The sequence below is a fragment of the Escherichia sp. WS3063 genome (genome assembly GCF_046486595.1).
Taxonomy (GTDB): domain Bacteria; phylum Pseudomonadota; class Gammaproteobacteria; order Enterobacterales; family Enterobacteriaceae; genus Escherichia; species Escherichia coli.
Genome location: NZ_JBJQKY010000007.1, coordinates 73,591 through 86,601 on the forward strand (window position 1 = coordinate 73,591; position 13,011 = coordinate 86,601).

The 13,011-nt window shown below is 54.2% G+C and carries 11 protein-coding genes; all 11 read left to right on the forward strand.

Annotated elements, in window-relative coordinates; translation table 11 throughout:
- Nucleotides 1-231 precede the first annotated feature (231 nt).
- Genes hyfA through hyfR form a run of 11 tightly spaced genes read left to right on the forward strand, consistent with a single transcriptional unit; the run spans nucleotide 232 to nucleotide 12,991 of the window.
- Nucleotides 232-849, forward strand: a complete 618-nt coding sequence (hyfA, locus tag ACJHYW_RS09285) for a hydrogenase 4 subunit HyfA (protein ID WP_001351419.1) — start codon at nucleotides 232-234, stop codon at nucleotides 847-849.
- Nucleotides 849-2,867 carry a hydrogenase 4 subunit B gene (gene hyfB, locus ACJHYW_RS09290; RefSeq protein WP_061092813.1) on the forward strand — a complete coding sequence of 673 codons (2,019 nt, stop codon included), beginning with the start codon at nucleotides 849-851 and terminating at the stop codon, nucleotides 2,865-2,867. Before hyfA ends, hyfB begins: the two co-directional genes overlap by 1 nt.
- Before the next feature lie 10 nt (nucleotides 2,868-2,877).
- Entirely contained in the window at nucleotides 2,878-3,825 is a 948-nt protein-coding gene (gene hyfC / locus ACJHYW_RS09295; protein WP_001361594.1) for a hydrogenase 4 subunit HyfC, read from the forward strand.
- Between the two features lie 16 nt (nucleotides 3,826-3,841).
- Nucleotides 3,842-5,281: a hydrogenase 4 subunit HyfD gene (hyfD, locus tag ACJHYW_RS09300; protein ID WP_000429085.1), complete on the forward strand. Its 1,440-nt coding sequence runs from the start codon at nucleotides 3,842-3,844 to the stop codon at nucleotides 5,279-5,281.
- Between the two features lie 11 nt (nucleotides 5,282-5,292).
- Nucleotides 5,293-5,943 carry a hydrogenase 4 membrane subunit gene (hyfE, locus tag ACJHYW_RS09305; protein ID WP_000148001.1) on the forward strand — a complete coding sequence of 217 codons (651 nt, stop codon included), beginning with the start codon at nucleotides 5,293-5,295 and terminating at the stop codon, nucleotides 5,941-5,943.
- 4 nt (nucleotides 5,944-5,947) lie between these two features.
- Nucleotides 5,948-7,528: a hydrogenase 4 subunit F gene (hyfF, locus tag ACJHYW_RS09310; RefSeq protein WP_000122512.1), complete on the forward strand. Its 1,581-nt coding sequence runs from the start codon at nucleotides 5,948-5,950 to the stop codon at nucleotides 7,526-7,528.
- A complete protein-coding gene (gene hyfG, locus ACJHYW_RS09315) occupies nucleotides 7,518-9,233 on the forward strand; it encodes a hydrogenase 4 catalytic subunit HyfG (protein ID WP_001102312.1) in 1,716 nt (571 codons plus the stop codon). Before hyfF ends, hyfG begins: the two co-directional genes overlap by 11 nt.
- A gap of 9 nt (nucleotides 9,234-9,242) precedes the next feature.
- Entirely contained in the window at nucleotides 9,243-9,788 is a 546-nt protein-coding gene (gene hyfH / locus ACJHYW_RS09320) for a hydrogenase 4 subunit H (RefSeq protein WP_000916073.1), read from the forward strand.
- Entirely contained in the window at nucleotides 9,785-10,543 is a 759-nt protein-coding gene (gene hyfI / locus ACJHYW_RS09325; protein WP_000075546.1) for a hydrogenase 4 catalytic subunit HyfI, read from the forward strand. Before hyfH ends, hyfI begins: the two co-directional genes overlap by 4 nt.
- Nucleotides 10,536-10,949, forward strand: coding sequence for a hydrogenase 4 assembly chaperone HyfJ (gene hyfJ / locus ACJHYW_RS09330; RefSeq protein ID WP_001361595.1), 414 nt, complete (start codon nucleotides 10,536-10,538; stop codon nucleotides 10,947-10,949). Before hyfI ends, hyfJ begins: the two co-directional genes overlap by 8 nt.
- Nucleotides 10,950-10,978: 29 nt before the next feature.
- Nucleotides 10,979-12,991, forward strand: a complete 2,013-nt coding sequence (gene hyfR, locus ACJHYW_RS09335) for a DNA-binding transcriptional regulator HyfR (RefSeq protein WP_001251524.1) — start codon at nucleotides 10,979-10,981, stop codon at nucleotides 12,989-12,991.
- Nucleotides 12,992-13,011: the final 20 nt, after the last annotated feature.

A 13,011-nucleotide genomic window follows, 5' to 3' on the forward strand; every position in this document is an offset into this window, starting at 1 on the left:
TGGCTGCGCTTGCGGTCAGCACACCTCACTTCTCGTGATCAAGATCACATTCTCGCTTTCCCCTGCGACACGGGTGTCGAATTCATTTTTTGCTGAACGTTAATGACCATCATTTTTGTACCGTTCAGAATCCAGTTAATTCATAACTCATTGAATATATTAAATTAATCAGACTGGCATCCTTTATGCAATATGAAATGCAATGTTTCATATCATTTTCAAGGAGCCGACATGAACCGCTTTGTGGTGGCCGAACCACTGTGGTGTACAGGATGTAATACCTGTCTCGCTGCCTGTTCGGACGTGCATAAAACGCAAGGTTTACAGCAACACCCGCGCCTGGCCCTGGCGAAGACGTCAACACTCACTGCCCCTGTCGTGTGTCATCACTGTGAGGAAGCCCCTTGCCTGCAGGTCTGCCCGGTCAATGCCATCTCCCAGAGGGACGATGCGATCCAACTCAACGAAAGCCTCTGTATTGGCTGCAAGCTTTGCGCCGTGGTCTGCCCATTTGGCGCAATCAGCGCTTCAGGAAGCCGTCCGGTGAATGCCCCTGCGCAATATGTTTTTCAGGCTGAGGGCTCACTCAAAGACGGCGAAGAAAACGCGCCAACCCAACATGCTTTGCTGCGCTGGGAACCGGGTGTCCAGACAGTCGCGGTGAAATGCGACCTGTGTGATTTCTTGCCAGAAGGTCCGGCCTGCGTTCGCGCTTGTCCGAATCAGGCGTTACGGCTGATCACCGACGATAGCCTGCAACGTCAGATGAAAGAAAAACAGCGCCTTGCCGCAAGCTGGTTTGCCAATGGCGGGGAGGATCCCCTTTCCCTCACTCAGGAGCAACGCTAATGGATGCCCTGCAATTATTAACCTGGTCGCTGATCCTCTATCTGTTTGCCAGTCTGGCTTCGCTATTTTTACTCGGTCTGGACAGACTGGCTATTAAGCTTTCCGGCATCACATCGTTGGTGGGCGGCGTGATTGGCATCATCAGCGGAATTACGCAATTACATGCAGGCGTAACTTTAGCCGCCCGTTTTGCCACACCTTTTGAATTTGCCGATTTAACCCTGCGAATGGATAGCCTCTCGGCATTTATGGTGCTGGTTATCTCCTTGCTGGTGGTGGTTTGTTCGCTCTATTCATTGACTTATATGCGCGAATACGAGGGTAAAGGCGCGGCGGCGATGGGCTTCTTTATGAATCTTTTCATCGCATCGATGGTTGCCCTGCTGGTGATGGACAACGCTTTTTGGTTCATCGTGCTGTTTGAAATGATGTCGCTGTCTTCCTGGTTTCTGGTCATTGCCAGGCAGGATAAAACGTCGATCAACGCTGGCATGCTCTACTTTTTTATCGCCCACGCCGGATCGGTGCTGATTATGATCGCCTTCTTGCTGATGGGGCGCGAAAGCGGCAGCCTCGATTTTGCCAGTTTCCGCACGCATTCACTTTCTCCGGGGCTGGCGTCGGCGGTGTTCCTGCTGGCCTTTTTCGGTTTTGGCGCGAAAGCCGGGATGATGCCGTTGCACAGCTGGTTGCCGCGCGCTCACCCTGCCGCACCATCGCACGCTTCGGCGTTGATGTCTGGCGTAATGGTCAAAATCGGTATTTTCGGCATCCTGAAAGTGGCGATGGATCTGCTGGCGCAAACGGGTTTGCCACTGTGGTGGGGCATTCTGGTGATGGCGATCGGCGCAATCTCCGCACTCCTGGGCGTGCTGTATGCGCTGGCGGAACAGGATATCAAACGGCTGCTGGCCTGGAGTACCGTCGAAAACGTCGGCATTATTTTGCTGGCGGTCGGTGTGTCCATGGTCGGTCTGTCACTGCACGACCCGCTGCTCACCGTGGTTGGACTGCTCGGCGCACTGTTTCATCTGCTCAACCATGCGCTGTTCAAAGGGCTGCTATTTCTCGGCGCGGGTGCGATTATTTCGCGTTTGCATACCCACGACATGGAAAAAATGGGGGCACTGGCAAAACGGATGCCGTGGACAGCCGCAGCATGCCTGATTGGTTGCCTCGCGATATCAGCCATTCCTCCGCTGAATGGTTTTATCAGCGAATGGTACACCTGGCAGTCGCTGTTCTCACTAAGTCGTGTGGAAGCCGTAGCGCTACAACTTGCGGGTCCTATTGCTATGGTGATGCTGGCAGTCACTGGTGGGCTGGCAGTAATGTGCTTCGTCAAAATGTACGGCATTACTTTCTGTGGTGCGCCGCGCAGTACACACGCTGAAGAGGCACAGGACGTGCCAAATACGATGATCGTCGCCATGCTACTGCTCGCGGCACTCTGCGTATTCATTGCGCTTAGTGCCAGTTGGCTGGCACCGAAGATAATGCACATTGCCCATGCGTTTACCAATACCCCTCCCGTCACTGTCGCCAGCGGAATAGCACTTGTACCCGGCACGTTTCATACACGGGTCACTCCCTCATTACTGTTGCTGTTACTACTGGCGATGCCTTTGCTGCCTGGCCTTTACTGGCTGTGGTGTCGTTCGCGCCGCGCAGCGTTTCGTCGCACAGGAGATGCCTGGGCATGCGGCTACGGCTGGGATAATGCGATGGCCCCGTCAGGCAATGGCGTGATGCAGCCGCTGCGTGTGGTCTTTTGTGCGCTATTTCGTCTACGACAACAGCTCGACCCTACGCTGAGGCTGAACAAAGGTCTTGCGCACGTCACCGCCAGGGCTCAGAGCACAGAACCCTTCTGGGATGAGCGGGTGATCCGCCCCATCGTGAGCGCCACCCAACGGCTGGCCAAAGAAATACAGCATCTGCAAAGCGGCGACTTTCGTCTCTATTGCCTGTATGTGGTCGCCGCACTGGTTGTGCTGCTAATCGCTATTGCCGTCTAAGGAAATCACCATGAGACAAACTCTTTGCGACGGATATCTGATCATTTTTGCGTTAGCACAGGCCGTGATTCTGCTGGCGCTAACCCCGCTTTTTACGGGGATTTCCCGGCAGATACGCGCGCGTATGCACTCCCGTCGCGGACCGGGGATCTGGCAGGATTATCGCGATATCCACAAACTGTTTAAACGCCAGGAAGTTGCGCCGACATCTTCAGGTCTGATGTTCCGCCTGATGCCGTGGGTATTAATCAGCAGCATGCTGGTGCTGGCGATGGCCCTACCACTATTTATTACTGTTTCCCCTTTTGCGGGCGGCGGCGATCTGATCACCCTTATCTATCTTCTTGCCCTATTTCGTTTTTTCTTTGCTCTTTCCGGGCTGGATACCGGAAGCCCCTTTGCGGGAATCGGTGCCAGTCGCGAGTTAACGCTCGGCATTCTGGTCGAACCCATGCTCATTCTCTCACTGCTGGTATTGGCGCTGATAGCGGATTCCACGCATATCGAGATGATCAGCAAGACGCTGGCGACGGGCTGGAACTCGCCGCTAACCACCGTACTGGCGTTACTGGCCTGTGGTTTTGCCTGCTTCATTGAGATGGGAAAAATTCCCTTTGATGTTGCTGAAGCAGAACAGGAATTACAGGAAGGCCCGCTGACCGAATATTCCGGTGCCGGGCTGGCGCTGGCGAAGTTGGGGCTGGGGCTGAAACAGGTCGTGATGGCATCACTGTTTGTGGCCCTGTTTCTGCCCTTTGGGCGCGCGCAAGAGCTTTCTCTCACCTGCCTGCTGACTTCACTTGTCGTTACGCTGCTCAAGGTTTTGCTGATTTTTGTTCTGGCCTCTATCGCAGAAAACACGCTGGCACGCGGGCGTTTTTTACTCATTCACCATGTGACCTGGCTTGGCTTCAGCCTTGCTGCGCTTGCCTGGGTCTTCTGGTTAACCGGTCTGTAAGGAGCACTGACGGAATATGGAAAATCTTGCTCTGACGACGTTATTGCTGCCTTTTATCGGCGCACTGGTCGTTTCGTTTTCGCCACAACGTCGGGCCGCCGAATGGGGGATTTTGTTCGCCGCGCTGACCACGCTGTGCATGTTGTCGCTGATCTCCGCGTTTTATCAGGCCGATAAAGTTGCCGTCACGTTGACGTTGGTCAACGTGGGGGATGTGGCGTTGTTTGGCCTGGTCATTGATCGCGTGAGTACGCTGATTCTGTTTGTGGTGGTGTTCCTCGGTTTGCTGGTCACGATCTACTCCACGGGTTATCTGACGGATAAAAATCGCGAACACCCGCATAACGGCACGAATCGTTATTACGCATTTTTGCTGGTGTTTATCGGCGCGATGGCGGGACTGGTACTCTCCTCGACGCTGCTCGGTCAGTTGTTGTTTTTTGAAATTACGGGCGGCTGCTCCTGGGCGTTGATCAGTTATTACCAGAGCGATAAAGCGCAGCGTTCAGCACTAAAAGCGTTACTTATCACTCATATCGGTTCGCTGGGGTTGTATCTTGCCGCCGCCACGCTGTTTTTGCAGACCGGAACGTTTGCGCTTAGCGCGATGAGCGAGTTACACGGCGACGCACGTTATCTGGTTTATGGCGGCATCCTGATTGCCGCGTGGGGAAAATCGGCCCAGCTACCGATGCAAGCGTGGCTACCGGATGCAATGGAAGCGCCAACACCGATCAGCGCCTATCTCCACGCCGCATCGATGGTGAAAGTGGGCGTTTACATTTTTGCCCGTGCCATTATCGACGGCGGCAATATCCCGCATGTGATTGGCGGCATTGGCATGGTCATGGCACTGGTCACCATTCTTTACGGCTTCCTGATGTATTTGCCACAGCAGGATATGAAGCGGTTGCTGGCCTGGTCGACCATCACTCAACTTGGCTGGATGTTTTTCGGCTTGTCGCTCTCCATCTTCGGCTCGCGGCTGGCGCTGGAGGGCAGCATCGCCTACATCGTCAACCACGCGTTCGCTAAAAGCCTATTTTTCCTTGTAGCAGGTGCGCTGAGTTACAGCTGCGGCACGCGCTTGTTGCCGCGTCTGCGTGGCGTATTGCACACCCTGCCGTTGCCAGGCGTGGGTTTCTGCGTAGCCGCGCTGGCGATTACTGGCGTACCGCCGTTCAACGGCTTCTTCAGTAAATTCCCACTGTTTGCTGCCAGTTTTTCGTTGTCAGTGGAGTACTGGATCCTGCTGCCCGCCATGATTCTGCTGATGATTGAATCGGTCGCCAGTTTCGCCTGGTTTATTCGCTGGTTTGGTCGCGTCGTGCCTGGCAAACCGAGCGAAGCCGTCGCCGATGCCGCACCGCTGCCAGGATCAATGCGCCTGGTGTTGATTGTACTGATTGTGATGTCGCTGATTTCCAGCGTAATCGCCGCGACCTGGTTGCAGTAAGGAGATGATGAATGACCGGTTCTATGATCGTAAATAATCTGGCGGGACTGATGATGCTGACATCGCTGTTTGTGATTAGCGTCAAAAGCTATCGCCTGTCATGCGGATTTTACGCCTGCCAGTCGCTGGTGCTGGTGTCTATTTTCGCCACTCTCTCGTGCCTGTTCGTCGCAGAGCAACTGCTGATCTGGTCCGCCAGCGCCTTTATCACCAAAGTGCTGCTGGTACCGTTAATCATGATTTACGCTGCACGAAATATTCCCCAGAACATCCCGGAAAAAGCGTTATTCGGTCCGGCAATGATGGCATTGCTCGCGGCATTAATTGTCCTGCTTTGCGCATTTGTCGTTCAGCCCGTGAAGCTACCGATGGCTACCGGGCTGAAACCGGCGCTGGCGGTGGCGTTAGGTCATTTTCTGCTTGGCCTGCTGTGCATTGTCAGCCAGCGCAATATCCTGCGGCAAATTTTTGGTTACTGCCTGATGGAAAACGGCTCCCATCTGGTGCTGGCGCTTCTAGCCTGGCGTGCACCGGAACTGGTGGAAATTGGTATCGCTACCGACGCCATCTTCGCCGTCATTGTGATGGTGTTACTGGCAAGAAAAATATGGCGTACCCACGGCACGCTGGACGTGAACAACTTGACCGCGCTGAAGGGATAATGAGATGAGTTATTCTGTGATGTTCGCTTTACTCCTGCTCACGCCGCTGCTTTTTTCGCTGCTCTGTTTTGCCTGCCGGAAACGGGGGCACTCTGCGACTTGCGCGGTGACAGTATTACATAGCTTAGGGATCACACTGCTGCTGATTCTGGCACTCTGGGTGGTCCAAACTGCCGCTGATGCGGGAGAAATATTCACTGCGGGACTGTGGCTTCATATTGATGGTCTGGGCGGTTTGTTCCTCGCCATTCTTGGTGTGATTGGCTTTCTCACCGGTGTTTACTCGATTGGCTACATGCGTCATGAAGTGGAGCACGGCGAGCTTTCACCCGTTACGCTGTGCGATTACTACGGTTTCTTCCATCTGTTTTTGTTCACCATGCTGCTGGTTGTTACCAGCAATAACCTGATTGTGATGTGGGCGGCGATCGAAGCCACCACCTTAAGCTCGGCGTTTCTGGTAGGCATTTACGGTCAGCGTTCATCGCTGGAAGCTGCATGGAAGTACATCATTATTTGTACTGTTGGTGTCGCTTTTGGTCTGTTCGGTACCGTGCTGGTATACGCCAACGCCGCCAGCGTTATGCCGCAGGCAGAAATGGCGATATTCTGGAGCGAGGTTCTTAAGCAATCGTCCTTGCTTGACCCAACATTAATGCTGTTGGCCTTTGTGTTTGTGCTAATTGGCTTTGGCACTAAAACCGGGCTATTCCCCATGCACGCCTGGCTGCCAGATGCTCACAGTGAAGCGCCGAGTCCGGTCAGCGCCCTGCTCTCCGCCGTATTGCTGAACTGCGCGCAGTTGGTGCTGATTCGCTATTACATCATTATTTGCCAGGCCATCGGCAGCGATTTCCCCAACCGGTTGTTGCTCATCTTCGGCATGTTGTCGGTTGCCGTGGCGGCATTTTTCATTCTGGTACAGCGGGACATTAAGCGTCTGCTGGCGTACTCCAGCGTGGAGAACATGGGACTGGTCGCGGTGGCGCTAGGCATTGGCGGGCCGCTGGGAATTTTTGCTGCGCTGCTGCACACCTTAAACCACAGTCTGGCAAAAACGCTGCTGTTCTGCGGTTCCGGCAATGTACTGCTCAAGTACGGCACGCGCGATCTCAACGTCGTCTGCGGAATGCTCAAAATCATGCCATTTACCGCCGTGCTGTTTGGCGGCGGTGCGCTGGCGCTGGCCGGGATGCCGCCCTTCAACATTTTTCTTAGCGAATTTATGACCGTTACCGCCGGACTGGCGCGTAATCACCTGCTGATTATCGTCCTGCTGTTATTGCTGTTAACGCTGGTGCTGGCGGGCCTGGTACGGATGGCTGCGCGGGTGTTAATGGCGAAACCGCCGCAGGCCGTTAACCGGGGTGAACTTGGCTGGTTGACCACCTCGCCAATGGTGATTCTGCTGGTCATGATGCTGGCGATGGGAACGCATATTCCACAACCTGTCATCAGGATCCTGGCGGGCGCTTCCACTATAGTCCTCTCAGGGACGCACGACCTGCCTGCACAACGTAGCACCTGGCATGATTTTTTGCCTTCAGGCACCGCATCTGTTTCGGAGAAACACAGTGAACGTTAATTCATCGTCAAATCGTGGCGAAGCGATTCTCGCCGCCCTGAAAACGCAGTTCCCCGGCGCGGTGCTGGATGAAGAGCGACAAACGCCTGAACAGGTCACCATTACGGTGAAAATAAATCTGCTGCCTGACGTTGTACATTATCTTTATTATCAACATGATGGCTGGCTTCCGGTCCTGTTTGGCAACGACGAGCGGACACTTAACGGTCATTACGCGGTTTATTATGCCCTTTCAATGGAAGGGGCCGAAAAATGCTGGATCGTGGTGAAGGCACTGGTCGATGCCGACAGTCGGGAGTTTCCGTCAGTCACACCGCGCGTCCCTGCCGCGGTCTGGGGCGAGCGAGAAATTCGCGATATGTACGGGCTGATTCCGGTTGGCCTGCCGGATCAGCGTCGGCTGGTGTTGCCCGATGACTGGCCGGAAGATATGCATCCGCTGCGCAAAGACGCGATGGATTATCGACTGCGCCCAGAACCGACGACTGATACCGAAACGTATCCGTTTATCAACGAGGGCAACAGCGATGCGCGGGTGATCCCTGTCGGCCCGCTGCATATCACCTCCGATGAACCAGGTCACTTCCGCTTGTTTGTGGATGGCGAGCAAATTGTCGATGCTGATTACCGCCTGTTTTATGTCCATCGCGGCATGGAGAAACTGGCAGAAACGCGGATGGGCTACAACGAAGTGACCTTCTTATCCGACCGCGTGTGTGGGATTTGCGGTTTTGCCCACAGTGTGGCCTATACCAACTCGGTTGAAAATGCACTGGGGATTGAGGTGCCGCAACGAGCGCATACTATTCGCTCGATTCTGCTGGAAGTCGAACGGCTGCATAGTCATTTGCTCAACCTTGGCCTCTCCTGCCATTTTGTTGGTTTTGATACCGGCTTTATGCAATTTTTCCGCGTGCGGGAAAAGTCGATGACGATGGCGGAATTGCTGACCGGGTCGCGTAAAACCTACGGTCTGAATCTGATTGGTGGTGTTCGCCGCGATATTCTCAAAGAGCAACGTCTGCAAACGCTGAAACTGGTGCGCGAGATGCGCGCCGACGTGTCGGAGCTGGTAGAGATGCTGCTTGCCACGCCGAATATGGAACAACGCACTCAGGGCATTGGCATTCTCGACCGACAAATCGCCCGTGATTATAGCCCCGTAGGGCCGCTGATCCGCGGCAGTGGCTTTGCCCGTGATTTGCGCTTTGATCACCCCTACGCCGACTACGGCAATATTCCCAAAACGCTGTTTACCTTTACCGGCGGCGATGTCTTCTCCCGCGTGATGGTCCGTGTCAAAGAGACGTTTGATTCGCTGGCAATGCTGGAATTTGCCCTCGACAACATGCCAGATACCCCACTGCTGACCGAAGGCTTTAGCTATAAACCTCACGCATTCGCGCTGGGCTTTGTTGAAGCGCCACGTGGTGAAGACGTGCACTGGAGCATGCTCGGTGATAACCAAAAATTGTTCCGCTGGCGCTGTCGTGCCGCCACCTACGCCAACTGGCCAGTGCTACGTTACATGCTGCGCGGCAATACCGTTTCTGACGCACCGCTGATTATCGGTAGCCTTGATCCCTGCTACTCCTGTACCGACCGTGTGACGCTGGTTGATGTGCGCAAGCGCCAGTCAAAAACCGTGCCGTATAAAGAGATCGAACGCTACGGCATTGATCGTAACCGTTCGCCGCTGAAGTAAGGACAGAAGATGCTGAAGTTACTGAAAACTATTATGCGCGCCGGAACCGCGACGGTGAAATATCCCTTCGCGCCACTGGAGGTCAGCCCAGGCTTTCGCGGGAAACCGGACCTGATGCCCAGCCAATGTATTGCCTGCGGTGCCTGCGCCTGTGCTTGTCCGGCAAATGCGCTGACTATCCAGACCGACGACCAGCAAAATACGCGCACCTGGCAGCTCTATCTGGGGCGTTGTATTTACTGCGGACGTTGTGAAGAAGTGTGCCCGACCAGAGCCATTCAGCTTACCAATAACTTTGAACTGACCGTCACCAATAAAGCCGATCTCTATACCCGCGCGACGTTTCATCTACAACGTTGCAGTCGTTGCGAACGCCCATTTGCCCCGCAAAAAACCGTCGCACTGGCTGCAGAACTGTTGGCACAGCAACAAAATGCACCACAAAACCGCGAAATGTTACGGGCGCAAGCGAGCGTCTGCCCGGAATGCAAACAACGCGCGACGCTGATCAACGACGACACAAATGAACCGCTGGTGGCTAAGGAGCAGCTATGAGTCCAGTGCTTACGCAACATGTCAGCCAGCCCATTACGCTGGACGAGCAAACGCAAAAGATGAAGCAGCATTTGCTACAGGATATCCGTCGCTCGGCTTACGTTTATCGCGTCGATTGCGGCGGCTGTAACGCCTGCGAAATCGAAATTTTTGCCGCCATCACACCCGTATTCGACGCAGAACGTTTTGGCATTAAGGTTGTTTCATCACCGCGTCACGCCGATATTTTGTTATTTACTGGCGCAGTCACCCGTGCGATGCGTATGCCTGCACTTCGGGCATATGAGTCTGCCCCCGATCATAAAATTTGTGTTTCCTACGGCGCGTGCGGTGTCGGCGGCGGTATTTTCCACGATCTTTACAGCGTCTGGGGCGGCAGCGACACCATTGTCCCCATTGATGTTTGGATCCCCGGCTGCCCGCCAACACCGGCCGCCACCATTCACGGTTTCGCCGTGGCGCTCGGTTTGCTGCAACAGAAGATTCACGCGGTGGATTATCGCGATCCCACCGGGGTGACCATGCAACCGCTGTGGCCGCAGATCCCGCCATCACAGCGTATCGCCATTGAGCGAGAAGCGAGGCGGCTGGCGGGCTATCGTCAAGGGCGAGAAATTTGCGATCGACTCCTGCGCCATTTAAGCGACGATCCTACAGGAAATCGGGTTAACACCTGGTTGCGCGATGCCGACGATCCACGTCTCAATAGTATCGTTCAGCAACTCTTTCGCGTACTCCGGGGGTTACATGACTGAAGAGTGCGGGGAAATTGTTTTCTGGACGCTGCGAAAAAAGTTTGTCGCCAGTAGCGACGAGATGCCGGAACACAGCTCTCAGGTAATGTATTACTCGCTAGCTATCGGCCATCACGTTGGCGTGATTGATTGTCTGAATGTCGCCTTCCGCTGCCCACAGACGGAATACGAAGATTGGCTTGCACAGGTCGAAGAGGAGCAAGCCCGACGTAAGATGCTGGGGGTGATGACCTTTGGTGAGATTGTTATTGACGCCAGCCACACCGCCCTGTTGACCCGGGCATTCGCGCCACTGGCAGATGACGCGACGTCGGCGTGGCAGGCGCGTAGCATTCAATTCATTCATCTGTTGGATGAAATTGTGCAGGAACCGGCCATCTATCTGATGGCCAGAAAAATTGCGTGAGAAGGATTTCTCATTAATAAGGACTGTTGATGGCTATGTCAGACGAGGCGATGTTTGCCCCGCCGCAAGGAATAACAATTGAAGCGGTAAACGGAATGCTCGCGGAGCGGTTAGCGCAGAAACACGGCAAGGCGTCTTTATTACGCGCCTTCATCCCGCTGCCGCCGCCGTTCAGCCCGGTACAACTTATTGAACTGCATGTTCTCAAAAGCAACTTCTATTACCGCTACCATGATGATGGCAGCGATGTGACGGCAACAACAGAGTATCAGGGTGAGATGGTCGATTATTCGCGCCACGCCGTCCTTCTCGGCAGTAGTGGAATGGCGGAGCTACGCTTTATTCGCACCCACGGCAGTCGTTTTACTCCCCAGGATTGCACACTGTTTAACTGGCTGGCACACATAATCACTCCGGTTCTGCAATCATGGCTCAATGATGAAGAACAGCAGGTGGCGCTGCGTTTGCTGAAGAAAGATCGCGATCATCATCGGGTACTGGTGGATATCACTAATGCAGTGTTGTCACATCTTGATCTCGACGATCTGATCGCTGACGTCGCTCGTGAGATCCATCATTTTTTCGGTCTGGCTTCAGTCAGTATGGTACTGGGCGATCATCGAAAGAACGAGAAGTTCAGCCTGTGGTGCAGCGATCTTTCTGCCTCACATTGTGCGTGTCTGCCACGCTGTATGCCTGGCGAAAGTGTATTGCTGACACAAACGCTACAAACCCGACAACCGACCTTGACGCACCGTGCAGACGATCTGTTTCTCTGGCAACGCGACCCGTTATTACACTTACTTGCATCTAACGGCTGCGAATCTGCGCTCCTTATACCGCTCACCTTTGGCAACCATACACCGGGCGCATTGTTGCTGGCGCATACCTCTTCCACTCTCTTTAGTGAGGAAAACTGCCAGCTACTACAACATATTGCCGATCGCATCGCTATTGCCGTTGGCAATGCCGATGCCTGGCGCAGCATGACCGATTTGCAGGAAAGCTTGCAGCAAGAAAACCACCAGCTTAGCGAGCAGCTCCTTTCGAATCTGGGCGTCGGTGACATTATCTATCAAAGCCAGGCAATGGAAGACCTGCTCCAGCAGGTAGATATTGTGGCGAAGAGCGACAGTACGGTGTTGATTTGTGGTGAAACCGGAACCGGCAAAGAGGTGATCGCCAGAGCGATCCATCAACTTAGCCCACGACGCGACAAGCCACTGGTCAAAATCAACTGCGCTGCCATCCCCGCCAGTCTTCTGGAAAGTGAGTTATTCGGTCATGACAAAGGGGCATTTACTGGTGCGATTAATACCCATCGTGGTCGTTTTGAAATTGCCGATGGCGGTACGTTGTTTCTCGATGAAATTGGCGATCTGCCGTTAGAACTTCAGCCTAAACTGCTGCGCGTATTGCAGGAACGGGAGATTGAGCGTCTCGGCGGGAGTAGAACGATCCCGGTAAATGTCAGAGTCATTGCCGCCACCAACCGTGATTTGTGGCAAATGGTTGAAGATCGCCAGTTTCGCAGCGATCTCTTTTATCGCCTGAATGTCTTCCCACTGGAACTGCCGCCACTGCGCGACCGTCCGGAAGATATCCCTCTTTTAGCAAAGCATTTCACGCAAAAAATGGCGCGCCATATGAATCGCGCAATTGACGCCATCCCGACCGAGGCGCTACGCCAGTTGATGTCGTGGGACTGGCCGGGCAACGTGCGCGAGCTGGAAAACGTGATTGAGCGAGCGGTACTACTGACTCGCGGTAACAGTCTGAATTTACATCTTAATGTCCGACAAAGCCGTTTACTGCCGACGCTAAATGAAGATTCAGCGCTTCGCAGTTCAATGGCGCAGTTGCTGCACCCGACGACGCCAGAGAATGACGAAGAAGAACGTCAGCGCATTGTTCAGGTATTGCGAGAAACCAATGGCATTGTTGCCGGGCCCCGTGGCGCGGCGACGCGATTAGGGATGAAGCGCACCACGCTGCTGTCACGAATGCAGCGGCTGGGGATCTCGGTTCGCGAGGTGTTGTAATCTGTTTTTGCAGGAGTATG

Coding starts and splice junctions, on each gene's coding strand:
- hyfB (WP_061092813.1), top strand. CDS start 849: ATGGATGCCCTGCAATTATTAACCTGGTCGCTGATCCTCTATCTGTTT.
- hyfF (WP_000122512.1), top strand. CDS start 5,948: ATGAGTTATTCTGTGATGTTCGCTTTACTCCTGCTCACGCCGCTGCTT.
- hyfR (WP_001251524.1), top strand. CDS start 10,979: ATGGCTATGTCAGACGAGGCGATGTTTGCCCCGCCGCAAGGAATAACA.
- hyfD (WP_000429085.1), top strand. CDS start 3,842: ATGGAAAATCTTGCTCTGACGACGTTATTGCTGCCTTTTATCGGCGCA.
- hyfE (WP_000148001.1), top strand. CDS start 5,293: ATGACCGGTTCTATGATCGTAAATAATCTGGCGGGACTGATGATGCTG.
- hyfH (WP_000916073.1), top strand. CDS start 9,243: ATGCTGAAGTTACTGAAAACTATTATGCGCGCCGGAACCGCGACGGTG.
- hyfJ (WP_001361595.1), top strand. CDS start 10,536: ATGACTGAAGAGTGCGGGGAAATTGTTTTCTGGACGCTGCGAAAAAAG.
- hyfI (WP_000075546.1), top strand. CDS start 9,785: ATGAGTCCAGTGCTTACGCAACATGTCAGCCAGCCCATTACGCTGGAC.
- hyfA (WP_001351419.1), top strand. CDS start 232: ATGAACCGCTTTGTGGTGGCCGAACCACTGTGGTGTACAGGATGTAAT.
- hyfC (WP_001361594.1), top strand. CDS start 2,878: ATGAGACAAACTCTTTGCGACGGATATCTGATCATTTTTGCGTTAGCA.